A 15,219-nucleotide genomic window follows, 5' to 3' on the forward strand; every position below is an offset into this window, starting at 1 on the left:
TGTGCCGCGCCGAGGTCGGACCGCTGCGCAGAGGCCGGACCGCGCCGGGTCCGACCGGGCCTGCGGCCGGGCCAGGGCTGCGTCGCGCGGGGGCGGTGGGAAGGCTGGGGCGTCGGGGCCGGCGGGGGCCGTGTCCCGCGGACTCTGCCCAAGGGCTCGGCCCCCTTGCCCAGGCCACCCCCGCAGGGCTTCGCTGCCGCCGTGCGCCCTCAGGCGCCGGGCCCTTCGCGATAGGGCCGGCGCCCCGCGCAAAGTCAGGTGTCCCCACCCACCCCCAAGGGGGCCGCCGTCTTCCCCTCTGCCGCAAAACATGGCCGGATCTCGAGCATCACCCCCCGTTCTCGGCTCTTTGTTCGGATTCCTGGGCCCGATTCCCGTGGCCCGCGCCCGCCCGCATCCGAATGCTGGAATGCTGGACTTGTCCAGCGAGTGGGCAGGCAGTGGGCTGGGGGGTCGAGAGTCGTGGAGGACAGGGTGCGGGTGGTCATCGCCGAGGATTCAGTGCTGCTGAGGGAGGGCCTGACCCGGTTGCTGACCGACCGCGGGCACGACGTCGTGGCCGGTGTGGGCGACGGAGAGGCACTGATCAAGACCATCGGTGAGCTGGACGCCCAGGGCGAGCTGCCCGACGTCGTCGTCGCCGATGTGCGGATGCCTCCGACGCATACGGACGAGGGCGTGCGAGCCGCCGTACAACTGCGCAAGGCACATCCCGGACTCGGGGTACTCGTACTGTCGCAGTACGTGGAGGAGCGGTACGCCACCGAGTTGCTGGCCGGGTCCAGCCGCGGGGTGGGGTACCTGCTCAAGGACCGGGTCGCGGAGGTGCGTGAGTTCGTGGACGCGGTGGTGCGGGTGGCCGAGGGCGGCACCGCCCTCGACCCCGAGGTGGTCGCCCAGCTGCTGGGACGCAGCCGTAAGCAGGACGTGCTCGCCCATCTCACGCCCCGGGAACGGGAGGTCCTGGGACTCATGGCCGAGGGGCGCACCAATTCGGCGATCGCGCGGCAGCTCGTCGTGAGCGACGGGGCCGTGGAGAAGCACGTCAGCAACATCTTCCTGAAGCTCGGGCTGTCCCCGAGCGACGGGGACCACCGGCGGGTGCTGGCGGTGCTGACCTACCTGAACTCCTGACCGTCTGACACCGTGTCAGATACGAGGACGGCGGTCGGCGGGCGGCACGGAGAAGCCGCCCGGGACCGAGAACCGGAGAACGACGAGGGAGCGTCTTCGAGGAAAGCGCCGGGGGGCGAGCAAATGATGACAAGTCAGTGCTTTGTAACGTCTCAAATCCACGTCCATCATGCGAATGGCCGAGGGAAGGCGACCCCTGCGGTCGTAGGGTTGATCCTGGGAAGGCCTGCGGGAAGGCCGCTCCCGAACAGCCGCCCAGAGGGAGGTCCAGTTCAGTGACCAGTCAGGTCAGCAGCTCAGCGGAGCAGGCCGACGAAGCCGTCGTGGGAGAGCAGCGCAAAGAGGCCGGCGTGAAGGACGTCCGCCGCCTCGACCGGGTGATCATTCGTTTCGCGGGCGACTCCGGTGACGGGATGCAGCTCACGGGTGACCGTTTCACCTCGGAGACGGCGTCCTTCGGCAACGACCTGTCCACCCTTCCCAACTTCCCCGCCGAGATCCGGGCCCCTGCCGGAACCCTGCCGGGCGTCTCCTCCTTCCAGCTGCACTTCGCCGACCACGACATCCTCACTCCGGGTGACGCGCCGAACGTGCTCGTGGCCATGAACCCGGCCGCCCTCAAGGCCAACATCGCCGACCTGCCGCGCGGTGCGGAGATCATCGTCAACACGGACGAGTTCACCAAACGGGCGATGCAGAAAGTGGGGTACGCGGCCTCGCCGCTGGAGGATGGCTCCCTCGACGGGTACAGCCTTCATCCGGTCCCCCTGACCACGCTGACCGTCGAGGCCCTCAAGGATTTCGACCTCACTCGCAAAGAGGCCGAGCGCAGCAAGAACATGTTCGCGCTCGGCCTCTTGTCGTGGATGTACCACCGGCCCACCGAGGGCACGGAGAAGTTCCTGCGGACGAAGTTCGCGAAGAAGCCGGAGATCGCCGAGGCGAACCTGGCGGCGTACCGGGCCGGCTGGAACTTCGGCGAGACGACCGAGGACTTCGCCGTCTCCTACGAGATCGCCCCGGCGACGAAGGCGTTCCCGACCGGCACCTACAGGAACATCTCCGGGAACCTGGCGCTGTCCTACGGACTGGTCGCCGCGTCCCGCCAGGCGGACCTGCCGCTGTTCCTGGGCTCGTACCCGATCACCCCGGCCTCGGACATCCTGCACGAGCTGAGCAAGCACAAGAACTTCGGCGTACGGACCTTCCAGGCCGAGGACGAGATCGCGGGCATCGGCGCGGCGCTGGGCGCGGCCTTCGGCGGCTCGCTGGCGGTGACGACGACCTCCGGTCCTGGCGTGGCCCTGAAGTCAGAGACCATCGGGCTCGCGGTCTCCCTGGAGTTGCCGCTCCTGGTCATCGACATCCAGAGAGGCGGCCCGTCGACGGGTCTGCCGACCAAGACCGAGCAGGCGGATCTCCTCCAGGCGATGTTCGGGCGCAACGGCGAGGCGCCGGTGCCGATCGTCGCCCCCTGCACCCCGGCCGACTGCTTCGACGCGGCGCTGGAGGCGGCCCGGATCGCGCTGACGTACCGCACGCCGGTGATGCTGCTCTCGGACGGCTACCTGGCCAACGGCTCCGAGCCCTGGCGGATCCCGGAGCTGGACGAACTGCCGGATCTGACCGTGCAGTTCGCGCAGGGCCCGAACCACACCCTGGACGACGGCACCGAGGTCTTCTGGCCCTACAAGCGCGACCCGCAGACCCTGGCCCGCCCCTGGGCCGTGCCCGGCACACCCGGCCTCGAACACCGCATCGGCGGGATCGAGAAGGAGGACGGGACGGGCAACATCTCCTACGCTCCGGCCAACCACGACTTCATGGTCCGTACCCGCCAGGCCAAGATCGACGGGATCGACGTACCGGACCTGGAAGTCGACGATCCGCACGGGGCGCGCACGCTGGTGCTGGGCTGGGGTTCGACGTACGGCCCCATCACGGCGGCGGTACGACGGCTGCGGACGGCCGGTGAGTCGATCGCGCAGGCCCATCTGCGCCACCTCAACCCCTTCCCGCGCAACCTGGGCGCGGTGCTGAAGGCGTACGACAGGGTCGTCATCCCGGAGATGAACCTCGGGCAGCTCGCCACGCTGGTGCGGGCGAAGTTCCTGGTCGACGCGCACAGCTACAACCAGGTCAACGGCATGCCGTTCAAGGCCGAACAGCTCGCCACGGCTCTCAAGGAGGCCATCGATGGCTGAGACGTCCACGGAAGGCACGGGCACGATCGAAGCGCTTCAGCTCGTCCCCAAGGCCGAGGGCCGCCAGAGCATGAAGGACTTCAAGAGCGACCAGGAAGTCCGCTGGTGCCCCGGCTGCGGTGACTACGCGATCCTCGCGGCGGTCCAGGGCTTCATGCCGGAGCTGGGGCTGGCCAAGGAGAACATCGTCTTCGTCTCGGGCATCGGCTGCTCGTCGCGGTTCCCCTACTACATGAACACGTACGGCATGCACTCCATCCACGGGCGGGCGCCGGCGATCGCGACAGGTCTCGCGGCCTCGCGCCGGGATCTGTCGGTGTGGGTGGTGACGGGTGACGGCGACGCGCTGTCCATCGGCGGCAACCACCTCATCCACGCCCTGCGGCGCAACGTCAACCTGAAGATCCTGCTGTTCAACAACCGGATCTACGGCCTCACGAAGGGGCAGTACTCCCCCACCTCCGAGGTCGGCAAGATCACGAAGTCGACGCCGATGGGGTCGCTGGACGCGCCCTTCAACCCGGTGTCCCTGGCGATCGGCGCGGAGGCGTCCTTCGTGGCCCGGACGGTGGACTCGGACCGCAAGCACCTCACGTCGGTGCTGCGGGAGGCGGCCGCCCACCCCGGCACCGCGCTGATCGAGATCTACCAGAACTGCAACATCTTCAACGACGGCGCCTTCGAGGCCCTCAAGGACAGGCAGCAGGCCGAGGAAGCGGTGATCCGCCTCGAACACGGGCAGCCGATCCGCTTCGGCACGGACCTGTCCAAGGGCGTGGTCCGGGACGCGGCGACGGGCGACCTGAAGGTGGTGCCGGTGACGCCGGAGAACGAGTCGCAGATCCTCGTCCACGACGCGCACGCGTCGTCCCCGACGACGGCCTTCGCCCTGTCCCGCCTGGCCGACCCGGACACGCTCCACCACACCCCGATCGGCGTTCTGCGTTCGGTGGACCGGCCGGTGTACGACACGCAGATGGCGGACCAGCTGGATACGGCCATTGAGCAGAACGGCAAGGGGGATCTGGGGGCGTTGTTGGCGGGGGGCGACACCTGGACGGTGGTGGGCTGACCGGCGCGCGGCATGCAGAGGGCCCTGATGCCGCACCACAGCGTCCGGGCCCTTCACCGTTCAGACGTCGGGGATGTCCCTCTTGGCGCGGAGCAGGGTCTCGCGGGTGATCACGGCGATGCGCTCATGGCTGGCGCGGGCGGCGTCCGCCGGACAGGTCTCCATGGTTCCGCCATGGTCGCGTCCACGGCTCTGCCGATCCGTGCCTCCAACGACTCCTCGGGCAGGTCCATGCGCTGCTGCCCGGTCCGCTCCCAGTACTCCCGGAACACCGGGTTGCGACTCAACACCCGTAGTGTGCCGAGGAGTTCACTTCTACGGGTGATGCCGATGAAGAGCCCCAGCATGATCAGCACGTACTGTTTGTGAGCGAAGAGCAATTGCCGGCGCTTCTGCGGTGTCACGTCCTGCACGGTGCTCAGTGCGGCGGCGAGTGAGGGGTCGTCGATCGCGCGGTCCAACTGCTCCAGGTGCCTGCGGTAGTACTGGATCAGGTTCGCGCGACGGATCTCCTCCGTCAGGCCGCATAACTCCCCGGACGACTCCGACTCCATGGCAGCCACCACCCCAAGAGATGTGTGCCCGGCAAGCGCCGCCCGCATTCACCGCTGCCCGGTGTCGGCCTTCCGCGCGTCATATCCCTCCCGCGCCTCCTGCACCGCCGACATCCTCCTCGCGGTCCACTCCGCCAGCCCCCGTACCTGCTCCGCCGCCTCGCGGCCGAGGCCGGTCAGGGAGTAGTCGACTCTCGGGGGGATCACCGGCTTGGCGTCGCGGTGGACCAGGCCGTCGCGTTCGAGGGTCTGGAGCGTCTGGGTGAGCATCTTCTCGCTCACCCGGCCGATCGCCCGGCGGAGTTCGCTGAAGCGGTGAGGGCGGTCGAGCAGTTGGATGAGGACCAGGACGCCCCAACGGCTCGTCACGTGCTCCAGGACCAGGCGGTGGGGGCACATCGTCTCGCCGGACGAGATCAAGGGGTTCACTGCACTTACTGCCATGCCAGTACCTTACTTCAAGGTGGGTACTTTCCAAGAGTTAGCGCTTCCCTTATGGTTAGTGCCACCGCACCCCACAAGGAGATCGCACATCATGAGCATCGTCGTCACCGGAGCCACCGGACACCTCGGCCGTCACGTCGTCGAGCAGCTGCTCGAGAGGGTTCCCGCCGAGCAGGTCACCGCCGTCGTCCGCACCCCGGAGAAGGCCGCCGACTTCGCGGCGAAGGGCGTGAAGATAGCCGTCGCCGACTACAACAGCCCCGAGACCTTCGACGGCGTCTTCGCGGCCGGCGACAAGGTGCTGCTGATCTCCGGCAACGAGTTCGACAAGGGCCGCCCCGCCCAGCACCAGGTCGTCATCGACGCCGCCAAGGCCGCGGGCGTGGCCCTCCTCGCGTACACCAGCGCACCCAGCACCCTGAACGCCGCGCTCGCCGACGACCACCGGGCCACCGAGGAGGCCCTGCTCACCTCCGGTCTGCCCTACTCGCTGCTGCGCAACGGCTGGTACAACGAGAACTACACGGAGAACCTCGCCCCCGCCCTGGAGCACGGCGCCGTCGTCCAGGCCGCCGGTGACGGCCGCATCTCCACCGCCTCGCGCGCCGACTACGCGGCCGCCGCGGTCGCCGTGCTGACCGGCGAAGGGCACGAGAACACGACGTACGAGCTCGGCGGCGACGAGCCCTGGGGCTTCGCCGAGTTCGCGGCCGAGCTGAGCAAGCAGACCGGCAAGGAGATCGTCTACAACGCCGTGTCCGTCGAGGCCTACACCGGGATCCTGACCGGTGCCGGGCTGCCCGAGCCGTTCGCCGCGATCCTCGCCGGTGTCGGCGCCTCCATCGAGAAGGGTGAGCTGGTCGTCACCTCCGGTGACCTGTCCCGGCTGACCGGCCGTCCCGCCACTCCGATCGCCGCGTCGATCGAGGCCGCGCTCAAGGGCTGACACTGCCCCGAAGGGCCCTTCGGCGCTCCACCCCCGCCTGTCATGACCGTATGGCGATACGGGCATGACAGGCGGGGGTGCTCGGCGTTACCTTCGTCCAGGCGAGGACAGTACGAGGAGGAGAGTCCGTGAAGTCCAGGGGCGAGCGGCACATAGGTCTGCTGAACGGTTTCGCGGCCTATGGGATGTGGGGACTCGTCCCGCTGTTCTGGCCGCTGCTCAAGCCCGCCGGCGCCGCCGAGATCCTCGCCCACCGGATGGTGTGGTCGCTCGTCTTCGTCGCCGTCGCGCTGGTCTTCGTACGGCGCTGGGCCTGGGCGGGTGAGCTGCTGCGGCAGCCGCGCAGACTGGCCCTGATCACCGTGGCCGCCGCCGTCATCACCGTGAACTGGGGCGTCTACATCTGGGCCGTGAACGCCGGCCATGTCGTCGAGGCCTCGCTCGGGTACTTCATCAATCCCCTGGTCACCATCGCCATGGGTGTGGTGCTGCTGAAGGAACGGCTGCGGCGCGTGCAGTGGGTGGCCGTCGGGATCGGCGCCGCCGCGGTGCTCGTCCTCACCGTCGGGTACGGCCGGCCGCCGTGGATCTCCCTCACCCTCGCCTTCTCCTTCGCCACGTACGGCCTGGTCAAGAAGAAGGTGAACCTGGGCGGGGTCGAGTCGCTGGCCGCCGAGACCGCGATCCAGTTCCTGCCCGCGCTCGGGTATCTGCTGTGGCTGGGCCACCAGGGCAACCTCAGCTTCGCCTCCGAGGGCCCCGGGCACGCGGCACTGCTCGCCTCGACCGGCATCGTCACCGCGCTCCCCCTGGTCTGCTTCGGCGCCGCGGCGATCCGCGTGCCGCTGTCCACGCTGGGGCTGCTCCAGTACCTGGCCCCGGTCTTCCAGTTCCTGCTCGGCATCTTCTACTTCGGCGAGGCCATGCCGCCCGAGCGCTGGGCCGGGTTCGCGCTGGTCTGGCTGGCGCTGACGCTGCTCACCTGGGACGCCCTGCGCACCGCGCGGACGCTGAGGAGGGAGATCGGCAGGCCCAGCACCGTCATGACGACGGGCACGGTCAGCGCCGTACGGAAGGCGGAGAGTCCGGCCTCGGGTCCGGAACCGCTGGAGTCGCCCGCCGCAAGGCCCTAGACCGCCGCCAGGTCGAGCCGAACTGGGTCGCCGCGTGCAGGGCCCGCCCGCCAGGCCCTGCTCGGACGCGGCTCCCCCCCGTCGCCACGATCGTCAGCGGCCCGTACGCCGACGCGAATGCCGTGCCCGCGATGATCAGCGTCCGGAGCATCGCCAGGTAGGACCAGCAGGACCAGTTCGTGCCGGCCGGCAGGAAAGGGCCCTGGGCGGTGTGAGCGGGGCAGCGGGGCCGCTGTCAGTGGTCACCGCTATAAGTGACGGTATGACACCCGTGCACTGGAAAGTCGTGATCGACGCCGAGGACCCGCACGCCCAGGCCGACTTCTGGGCCGCCGCACTGCGCTACGAGACCGAGGACAACGACGCCCTGATCCAGCGGCTGCTGGAGCTCGGCGCGCTGCCGCGCGAGGCCGTCGTCGAGTACCACGCCCGCCTGGCCTTCCGGGACCTGGTCGCCGTACGGCATCCGGACGACCCGTACGACAAGGACAGCGGCACCGGGCTCGGACGGCGGCTGCTGTTCCAGCGCGTACCGGAGCCGAAGACCGTCAAGAACCGGCTCCACCTCGACCTGCACCCCGGGGAGGGCAGCCGCTCCGCCGAGGTGGAGAGGCTGACGGGGCTCGGGGCGACAGTGCTGCGCGAGGTGAGCGAGCCGTCGGGGGCGTGGGTGGTCATGGCGGATCCGGAGGGGAACGAATTCTGCGTCCACTGATCCCCTGCCATCCGGTGACCCCCTGCGCTCCGGTATACGAACTCCCCTGACCGGATTCCGCTCTTGACGGAGAGTCAACCTCAGCTTCACCATCCAGGCACCCATTCGCTGTGGAATCCCTGTGACTCCAGGGGTTCCCACGGAATTCGGAGCCCCCCACATGAAGCTCTCGGTTCCCGGACGCGTCACGGCCGCCGCCGTCGTCGCGACCGTCTCTCTCCTGGCCGGCGGATCCATAGCGGGCGCGGCCCCCGCGGGACAGCCCGTGGTGGCCGCGGCCCCGGACATCCCGGTGGCCAACGTGAAGGCGCATCTGACCCAGCTCCAGTCCATCGCCACCGCCAACGGCGGCAACCGCGCGCACGGCCGCACGGGCTACAAGGCCTCCCTCGACTATGTGAAGGCCAAGCTGGACGCCGCCGGATTCACCACGACCGTCCAGCAGTTCACGTCCTCCGGCCGCACCGGCTACAACCTGATCGCGGACTGGCCCGGCGGCGACACCAACCAGGTCGTCATGTCCGGCTCGCACCTCGACAGCGTGACGGCGGGCGCGGGCATCAACGACAACGGCTCCGGTTCCGCGGCGATCCTGGAGACCGCGCTCGCGGTGTCCCGGGCCGGCTACCACCCCACCAAGCACCTGCGGTTCGCGTGGTGGGGCGCGGAGGAACTGGGCATGGTCGGCTCCCGCTACTACGTCAACCGCCTGGCCACCACGGACCGTTCACGGATCAGCGGGTATCTCAACTTCGACATGATCGGCTCGCCGAACCCCGGCTACTTCGTCTACGACGACGACCCTGCCATCGAGAAGACCTTCAAGGCGTACTACGCCGGCCTCGGCGTCCCGACCGAGATCGAGACCGAGGGCGACGGCCGCTCCGACCACGCGCCGTTCAAGAACGCGGGCGTACCGGTGGGCGGTCTGTTCAGCGGCGCCGACTACGTCAAGACGGCGGCGCAGGCGGCCAAGTGGGGCGGCACCTCGGGGCTGGCCTTCGACCGCTGCTACCACTCCTCGTGCGACACCTCGGCCAACATCGACGACACGGCCCTGGACCGCAACAGCGACGCGGTGGCGTACGCGGTGTGGGAGCTGTCGCGGTAACGGCCCTCCTCCGGGTTACTGGTCGGCCTTCCGGGCGCGTTCCGCGAGGCGGAGCATCCTGGTGCGGGCCGACTCCAGCTTGTCGGGGTCCTCGGCCGCCGGACCCTCTCCGGCGGCCAGGTCCGTCCACAGGGTGAGCAGCTCGCGCCCGAGAGCCAGGCCCCGCAGCGGATCCCGTACGGCCTTCCACGCGGTGGCCGCGCTCTGCACGTTGCCGTAGGCCGCCTCGGCGTCCCCGGCGCGGTGGTGGATGCCGGCCAGGTCGAGGGAGATCTCCGCGGCCTGGACCGGCTCGCCGCCCAAGTAGGCGATGTAGGCGGCGAGTTCACGCACCCGCAGCACGTCGGGATGCTCGGCGCCCAGGGTCTCGGAGGCCTCGCCGACCGCCTGCTCCGCCAACGCGGCGGCAGCGTCCGTCCGTCCCTCCCGCACGGCCTCGCTGATCCGCCCGACCGGCTCCGCGAGCACCGCGCCCTCGTCGATCACCAGCCCCTCTCCCAGAACGGCCTCGGCGACGGCGTCGAACCCCCGCACGGGCGTCGGCTTGGGGCCGGGGTCGTCCAGGAGGGGGACCGGGTCGATGAGGGGGGCGGCGGCCCGCGGGGCGGGCGCGGCCGACGGAAGCGGCTGGGGCGCGACGGCGGCGAAACCGGCCGTCGGCAGGGGCAGGGGCTGCGGGTCGGGAACGGGGTCGGCGGTCGATCGTGGGGCCGGAGCCGGTACGGCGTCGGACGGCGGCGGGACAGGGCCGGTCTGTGGCAGGGGCCCGGGTGCGTAGGCGAGGTCGGTCGGGGACGGCGGGGACGGGGTGGCGGCCGGGCTCGCGTCCATCACGGGGGGCGGGCCGAACTCGCCCGTCGGGGGTACGACCGTCCCGGGGGCCTGCGCCGGAGCCGGGCCGGTGGAGCGGGTGTCCGGAAGCCGGCGCAGGACCTGGGTCGGGGACGGTTCGGCGTCCGTCGGGTGCGGCTCGGGCAGGTCGCTCGGCCGGAACGTGGGGGCCGGGTCCCGCGCGGGCTCGTCGAGTTGCCGCAGGAGCTGCGTGGGCCCCTCGTGCGGGGCGGAGGCCGCAGGCGGCCAGGACTGCTCCGCGGGCTGCTCCCCGGCGCCGGACGGCGACGGCCGGTCTCCCTGCTCGGGTGCCGGCCCCCCGAACGCTCCCCGCTCGGCGGCCCGGTTCCGGTCCGCCGCCTCCGGCGGAGTCATCCGTACCGGCTCCCCGATGAAGCGGCTGGCGCCGTCCGTCGCGACTTCCAGGGGGACCACGTAGCCGATGCGGGCGTCGTGGATCGTGGCGTGGACGGGGTGGCCGCCGGTGCGGGCGAGGTGCTGGAGGTGGGTCAGGACGGTCTGGTGGAGTTCCTCGCCGGGTGACGCGGTGACCGCTGTTCCGGCCACCGTCGCGGACTCACCCGTCAGGGGGACGCGGACGTCGATCGGGGTCGTCCCCCGCTGCTGGTCCCGCTTCTTGTCGCGGCTGAGTCGAGACATCTCATCCTTCACGGTCGTGCACGTACTGTCGAGTCTCTCCGCTCGCCCCCGGTTCTCACGTCACCGTGATGTCACAGGCCTGTTCCAGGAGGGGGAGGGCGGGTGGGATGACAGGGTCGGGGCGCGGGCATGCGGACCGACGTGCGGCGAGAGGCGGAGAGCGTGCAGCAGGGGCCGGAGATCTGGATCCGCGGGCCGGTGGCCCCGACCGGGAGGCGGTTCGCGTGGGTCGGCACGCACGGCGGAGCCGGCGTCTCCACCCTGGCCGCCGTCTACGGCGGTCACGACAGTGGACGCGACTGGCCGGGGCCCGGTGCCCCCGCCTCCGTCCTGCTCGTCGCCCGTACGCATGCCGCCGGGCTGCTCGCCGCCCGCCGCACCCTGGAGCTCTTCCGGCGCGGGGAGCACCCGCCGGGGCTCGACCTCGACGCCGTGGTGCTCGTCGCGGACGCTCCCGGCCGGCTCCCGCGCCCGCTCGCCCGGCAGGTCAAGGAGATCGAGTCCACGGTCGACGTGTACCGGGTGCCCTGGGTCCCCGCGTGGCGCCTCGGCGATCCGGACGGGACGCCTCCACGCGGGACCGAGGCACTCGTCCGGCTCACCCGGGCCACCGCCGCTCCATGACGGCGACCGCAGCCCTCTCCGCCGTGGACCTGGCGTCAGCGGTCCGTTCGCGCTCGCTGCGGGCCGTCGACGTCGTCGCCCGCGCCCTGGAGCGGATCCGGAGCGTGGATCCCGAACTGTGCGCCTTCGCCGAGGTGTGGGAGGAGGAGGGGCTGCGCCGGGCACGCGAGATCGATCTCCGCGTCGAGTCGGGTGAGCGGCCGCCGCTCGCCGGGGTGCCGATCGGGGTGAAGGGGCGTCACGGGCTGCGCGGTGCGGCGGCGCTCCTCGCGGCCGGGTGCGTACCCGTCGGCGCGACCTCCGTGCCCGGTCCCGGAACTCTCTGGCAGACCTGGGGGCTCGGCGCCCACGGCCGTACCGTCAACCCCTGGCGCGCCGACCGCACCCCGGGCGGGTCCTCGGCGGGCTCCGCGGCCGCGGTGGCCGCGGGACTCGTCCCGATGGCGACGGGGAGCGACGGGGCGGGGTCGGTACGGATCCCGGCGGCGTGGTGCGGCGTGATCGGCCTCAAGACCACGAATCCCGGCCACGGCCGCACCGGTACCGGCCTCACCGCCCCCGGCATCCTCGTCCGCCACGCCTGTGACGCGGCCGCCTACTGGCACGCGGTCTCCGGTACCGAGCCGCCCCACGCCCCTGCCGTCCCTGTCCCCGTCCCCGTCCCCGTCCCCGTCCAGTGGTCCCCCGATCTCGGCTTCGCCGACCCCGCCCCCGGGATCGTCCGGATCGCCCGCGCGGCGGTGGCGCGGCTGGCCGACGCCGGTGTCCTACGGCTCGTCCGGCCCCTCGCCCCGCCGCGCCTGCGCGACCCGGCCACCGCCTGGCTCGCGCTGCGCACCCCGGGGGCCGATCTGCGGGACGCCGAGCGGATCCGGGCCGCCAACGACCGTCTCCTCGACGAGATCTTCGCCGACGCCGATCTGCTGCTGACGCCCACGACCCCCTGCCCGCCGCACGGTCACGAAGGCCCGGGTGAGCGCTACTCCACCGCTCTCACCTGGGCCTTCAACCTCAGCGGGCACCCGGCGCTCAGCCTCCCGGCGGGCCTTGGCCCCGACGGCTGCCCGGTCGGACTCCAGCTCGTGGCCCGGCACGGCGGCGAGGCGCTGCTGCTGGAGGTGGCACGGGCGGCACAGGCATCCGCCTGAGACACCAAGCACCCAGGCACGGTACCCGGGCACCCCCTGGACAGTTACTTGCACGCACATATAATGCATGTGCGAGTAATTACCGTACGCCGATCAGCCTGGAGCTCTCCATGACGCGACGTTTCCTGTTCGTGCTCGGCAGCAGCCGCAGCGACGGCAACACCGAACTGCTGGCCCGCCGGGCCGCCGAACAACTGCCTCCGGACGTCGAGCAGCAGTGGATCGACCTCGCGGAGCATCCACTGCCCGACTTCGAAGATCTGCGGCACGACACGGACCACGTGCGTCCGACGATCGGTCAGACGGCGCTGCTCTTCGACGCGACGCTCGCGGCGACGGACATCGTGATCGCCTCCCCGCTGTACTGGTACTCGGTCTCCGCGCACGTCAAGCGCTACCTCGACTACTGGTCGGGCTGGCTGCGCACGCCGGGTGCCGAGTTCAAGGCGACCATGGCGGGGCGCACGCTGTGGGGTGTCACCGCGCTGGCGCACGAGGAGTTCGAGGTCGCCGCCCCGCTGATCGGCACCCTGAACAACTCGGCCGCGTACATGGGGATGCGTTTCGGCGGGGTGCTCCTCGGCAACGGCAGCAAGCCCGGTGACGTGCTGCGGGACACCGACGCGCTCGCCCGGGCGAAGACCTTCTTCGACCAGGAGGCCCCACTCGCGCGGTTCCCCTACGAGCTGGTCACGTTGTGATGTCCTTCGCCAGGAACCTCGCCCACGCCGCCGAGCCGAACACCGCCGCGTACAGCGCCTGGAGGCCGAGGTTCTTCACCAGGTCGTCCCAGTAGACCGGCTCCCGCATGAGGTCGGCGAAGGACAGCCAGTAGTGGGAGAAGAAGTACGGCTGGAGCGCGTGCAGTTGGGGAATCTGGTCGAGGATCTGGACCGTGATCAGCAGGCCCACCGTCGTCGCCATCGCCGCGATGCCGCTGTTCGTGAGCGTCGAGACGAACAGGCCCAGGGCCGCCACGCCGGTCAGTGACGCGGCCACCACCAGGGCGATCAGCAGGGCTCTGCCCAGTCCCTCCGCGAAGGTGATCTGAGTGCCGGAGATCGTCGTCAGGTCGCCGAGCGGGAACAGGACGGCCCCCACCGTCAGCGCCGAGACGGCGACCACGAGGGTGGCGACCAGGCAGAACGTCATCACCGTCGCGTACTTGGTCAGGAGCAGCCGAGTGCGGCCCGCGGGGGCGACCAGGAGGTAGCGGAGGGTGCCGGCGTTGGCCTCCCCCGCGATCGCGTCGCCCGCGATGACGCCGATGGACATCGGAAGGAAGAAGGGGAGGGTCGCGGCGAGGGCGGTGAAGACCAGGAAGAGGCCGTTGTTGGTGATCTGGGAGATGAAGGCGGGGCCGCCACCGCCGCCGGTGGTCGAGGAGCCGTCACCGGTTTCGATCTTCACCGCGATGCCCACGAGGATCGGGACCGCCGCGAGGACGGCGAGCAGGGCCAGGGTGCGCCAGCGGCGGAACGTGGTGTGGAGTTCGTTGCGGAAGAGGGTGCCGTAGAAGGTCGTACGGCGGCTCGCGGGTTGTGGGGGCTGGTCGCGCCCGCGCGGCGGTAGCCGCACATCCGAAACAGCCCCGCGCCCCTTCACGTCAGCCTGCGACATCGAAGCCCTCCCCTGTCAGGGCCACGAAAGCGTCCTCCAGAGAGGCCCTCTCCACTCCGAAGCCGCGCACCCTCACCCCCGCCGTCACCAACGCCATGGTGATGTCCGCCAGTTCCCCGTCGGGTGGGTCGGCGGTGACCCGGTCCTCGGCCACGACCACATCGCCGGCCCCTTGCTCCTTCAGCACCCTCGCCGCATCCGCCGGGTCCGGAGTCGTCACCACCAACCTGCCCCTCGTCCCAGCCGCCAGGTCCGCCACCAACCCCTGGGTGATCAGGCGGCCCTGGGCCATCACCGCCGCGTGGGTGCAGACCTGTTCGATCTCGTCGAGGAGGTGGGAGGAGAGGAAGACGGTCGTGCCGTCGGAGGCCAGCTCCCTCACCAGGGAGCGGATCTCGCGCATGCCCTGCGGGTCCAGGCCGTTGGTCGGTTCGTCCAGGACCAGGAGTCTGCGGGGCTGGAGGAGGGCCGCGGCCAGGCCGAGGCGCTGTTTCATGCCCAGCGAGTACGCCTTCGCCTTCTTGCCGGCGGCGGCCGCCAGGCCCACCCGGTCCAGGGCGGCCGCCACGCGCGTGTTCCGGGTGCGGGGGTCGGCGGTCGGGTCCGCGGCGTCGTAGCGGACGAGGTTGTCGCGGCCGGAGAGGAAGCCGTACAGGGCCGGGCCCTCGATGAGCGCGCCGACGTGCGGGAGTACGGTCCGGGCGGCGCGCGGCATGGGGCGGCCCAGGACGCGCGCGGTGCCGGAGGTCGGTTCGATGAGGCCCATCAGCATGCGGATGGTGGTGGTCTTGCCGGAGCCGTTCGGGCCGAGGAAGCCGAAGACGCTGCCCGCCGGGACGGTCAGGTCGAGACCGTCCACGGCGAGCTGTCCGCCGCGGTAGCGCTTGGTGAGGGCACGGGTGCGGATGACGCTCTCATCCCCGCTCTCGTCCCCGCCCGCGTCACCACCTGCGCCGTCGCCCGACCCCTCCGGGTCCGGGTCCGTGGCGGACGGCTGGTCCATCGGCTCCCTCGATTCGTCGT

Annotated in this window: 15 protein-coding genes; 10 read left to right on the forward strand and 5 right to left on the reverse strand. The window is 71.0% G+C overall.

Going from position 1 to position 15,219, the window contains the following annotated elements:
• Positions 1–474 precede the first annotated feature (474 nt).
• The 3 genes from H293_RS0124810 to H293_RS0124820 all read left to right on the forward strand — a co-directional run bounded on the left by H293_RS0124810 (position 475) and on the right by H293_RS0124820 (position 4,410).
• The gene (locus H293_RS0124810) at positions 475–1,134 is read left to right on the forward strand and encodes a response regulator transcription factor (protein ID WP_028808164.1); all 660 of its coding nucleotides are present in this window, start codon (positions 475–477) and stop codon (positions 1,132–1,134) included.
• A gap of 275 nt (positions 1,135–1,409) precedes the next feature.
• Positions 1,410–3,338, forward strand: a complete 1,929-nt coding sequence (locus H293_RS0124815; protein ID WP_020120546.1) for a 2-oxoacid:acceptor oxidoreductase subunit alpha — start codon at positions 1,410–1,412, stop codon at positions 3,336–3,338.
• Positions 3,331–4,410: a 2-oxoacid:ferredoxin oxidoreductase subunit beta gene (locus H293_RS0124820; RefSeq protein WP_020120547.1), complete on the forward strand. Its 1,080-nt coding sequence runs from the start codon at positions 3,331–3,333 to the stop codon at positions 4,408–4,410. The genes H293_RS0124815 and H293_RS0124820 overlap by 8 nt, the downstream gene beginning before the upstream one ends.
• A 110-nt stretch (positions 4,411–4,520) precedes the next feature.
• Here the strand turns inward: H293_RS0124820 and H293_RS50010 are convergent, their stop codons facing one another.
• Together H293_RS50010 and H293_RS0124830 are read right to left on the reverse strand one after the other, a co-directional pair.
• Entirely contained in the window at positions 4,521–5,012 is a 492-nt protein-coding gene (locus H293_RS50010) for a DUF6082 family protein (protein ID WP_020120548.1), read from the reverse strand.
• Positions 5,013–5,408 (reverse strand): winged helix-turn-helix transcriptional regulator, encoded by a 396-nt coding sequence (locus H293_RS0124830; RefSeq protein ID WP_028808165.1) that lies wholly within the window; start codon positions 5,406–5,408, stop codon positions 5,013–5,015.
• A 91-nt stretch (positions 5,409–5,499) separates the two neighbouring features.
• On the opposite strand from H293_RS0124830, the gene H293_RS0124835 reads away from it, so the two are divergent.
• The 4 genes from H293_RS0124835 (at position 5,500) to H293_RS0124850 (ending at position 9,313) form a co-directional block, all read left to right on the forward strand.
• Positions 5,500–6,354 (forward strand): SDR family oxidoreductase, encoded by an 855-nt coding sequence (locus H293_RS0124835; protein WP_020120550.1) that lies wholly within the window; start codon positions 5,500–5,502, stop codon positions 6,352–6,354.
• A 128-nt stretch (positions 6,355–6,482) separates the two neighbouring features.
• Positions 6,483–7,487, forward strand: a complete 1,005-nt coding sequence (gene rarD / locus H293_RS0124840; RefSeq protein ID WP_020120551.1) for an EamA family transporter RarD — start codon at positions 6,483–6,485, stop codon at positions 7,485–7,487.
• 262 nt (positions 7,488–7,749) lie between these two features.
• A complete protein-coding gene (locus tag H293_RS0124845; RefSeq protein WP_020120552.1) occupies positions 7,750–8,202 on the forward strand; it encodes a VOC family protein in 453 nt (150 codons plus the stop codon).
• Between the two features lie 160 nt (positions 8,203–8,362).
• A complete protein-coding gene (locus H293_RS0124850) occupies positions 8,363–9,313 on the forward strand; it encodes a M28 family metallopeptidase (protein ID WP_020120553.1) in 951 nt (316 codons plus the stop codon).
• A gap of 15 nt (positions 9,314–9,328) precedes the next feature.
• Here H293_RS0124850 and H293_RS0124855 read toward each other — a convergent pair whose 3' ends face one another.
• On the reverse strand, positions 9,329–10,804 hold the full coding sequence (locus H293_RS0124855; RefSeq protein WP_020120554.1) for a hypothetical protein: 1,476 nt from the start codon (positions 10,802–10,804) through the stop codon (positions 9,329–9,331).
• A gap of 129 nt (positions 10,805–10,933) precedes the next feature.
• Between H293_RS0124855 and H293_RS0124860 the strand changes: the two genes are divergently transcribed.
• The 3 genes from H293_RS0124860 to H293_RS0124870 all read left to right on the forward strand — a co-directional run bounded on the left by H293_RS0124860 (position 10,934) and on the right by H293_RS0124870 (position 13,277).
• The gene (locus H293_RS0124860; protein WP_020120555.1) at positions 10,934–11,428 is read left to right on the forward strand and encodes a DUF6668 family protein; all 495 of its coding nucleotides are present in this window, start codon (positions 10,934–10,936) and stop codon (positions 11,426–11,428) included.
• Complete coding sequence (locus tag H293_RS0124865) at positions 11,425–12,576, forward strand: amidase (RefSeq protein WP_028808167.1); 1,152 nt, start codon at positions 11,425–11,427, stop codon at positions 12,574–12,576. The genes H293_RS0124860 and H293_RS0124865 overlap by 4 nt, the downstream gene beginning before the upstream one ends.
• Positions 12,577–12,686: 110 nt before the next feature.
• Positions 12,687–13,277: a flavodoxin family protein gene (locus H293_RS0124870; protein ID WP_020120557.1), complete on the forward strand. Its 591-nt coding sequence runs from the start codon at positions 12,687–12,689 to the stop codon at positions 13,275–13,277.
• Here H293_RS0124870 and H293_RS0124875 read toward each other — a convergent pair.
• Both H293_RS0124875 and H293_RS0124880 read right to left on the reverse strand, forming a co-directional pair.
• Positions 13,267–14,196, reverse strand: a complete 930-nt coding sequence (locus tag H293_RS0124875) for an ABC transporter permease (protein ID WP_020120558.1) — start codon at positions 14,194–14,196, stop codon at positions 13,267–13,269. The two genes, H293_RS0124870 and H293_RS0124875, sit on opposite strands and share 11 nt — an antisense overlap.
• Complete coding sequence (locus tag H293_RS0124880; RefSeq protein WP_020120559.1) at positions 14,183–15,199, reverse strand: ABC transporter ATP-binding protein; 1,017 nt, start codon at positions 15,197–15,199, stop codon at positions 14,183–14,185. Before H293_RS0124880 ends, H293_RS0124875 begins: the two co-directional genes overlap by 14 nt.
• Between the last annotated feature and the right edge of the window lie 20 nt (positions 15,200–15,219).

The organism is Streptomyces canus 299MFChir4.1, assembly GCF_000383615.1.
GTDB classification, from domain to species: domain Bacteria; phylum Actinomycetota; class Actinomycetes; order Streptomycetales; family Streptomycetaceae; genus Streptomyces; species Streptomyces canus_C.

Excerpts from the sequence above, each read along its gene's own strand:
- H293_RS0124820 (WP_020120547.1), top strand. The coding sequence starts at position 3,331 with ATGGCTGAGACGTCCACGGAAGGCACGGGCACGATCGAAGCGCTTCAG.
- H293_RS50010 (WP_020120548.1), bottom strand. The coding sequence starts at position 5,012 with ATGCGGGCGGCGCTTGCCGGGCACACATCTCTTGGGGTGGTGGCTGCC.
- H293_RS0124830 (WP_028808165.1), bottom strand. The coding sequence starts at position 5,408 with ATGGCAGTAAGTGCAGTGAACCCCTTGATCTCGTCCGGCGAGACGATG.
- H293_RS0124835 (WP_020120550.1), top strand. The coding sequence starts at position 5,500 with ATGAGCATCGTCGTCACCGGAGCCACCGGACACCTCGGCCGTCACGTC.
- H293_RS0124845 (WP_020120552.1), top strand. The coding sequence starts at position 7,750 with ATGACACCCGTGCACTGGAAAGTCGTGATCGACGCCGAGGACCCGCAC.
- H293_RS0124850 (WP_020120553.1), top strand. The coding sequence starts at position 8,363 with ATGAAGCTCTCGGTTCCCGGACGCGTCACGGCCGCCGCCGTCGTCGCG.
- H293_RS0124855 (WP_020120554.1), bottom strand. The coding sequence starts at position 10,804 with ATGTCTCGACTCAGCCGCGACAAGAAGCGGGACCAGCAGCGGGGGACG.
- H293_RS0124860 (WP_020120555.1), top strand. The coding sequence starts at position 10,934 with ATGCGGACCGACGTGCGGCGAGAGGCGGAGAGCGTGCAGCAGGGGCCG.
- H293_RS0124865 (WP_028808167.1), top strand. The coding sequence starts at position 11,425 with ATGACGGCGACCGCAGCCCTCTCCGCCGTGGACCTGGCGTCAGCGGTC.
- H293_RS0124870 (WP_020120557.1), top strand. The coding sequence starts at position 12,687 with ATGACGCGACGTTTCCTGTTCGTGCTCGGCAGCAGCCGCAGCGACGGC.
- H293_RS0124875 (WP_020120558.1), bottom strand. The coding sequence starts at position 14,196 with ATGTCGCAGGCTGACGTGAAGGGGCGCGGGGCTGTTTCGGATGTGCGG.
- H293_RS0124880 (WP_020120559.1), bottom strand. The coding sequence starts at position 15,199 with ATGGACCAGCCGTCCGCCACGGACCCGGACCCGGAGGGGTCGGGCGAC.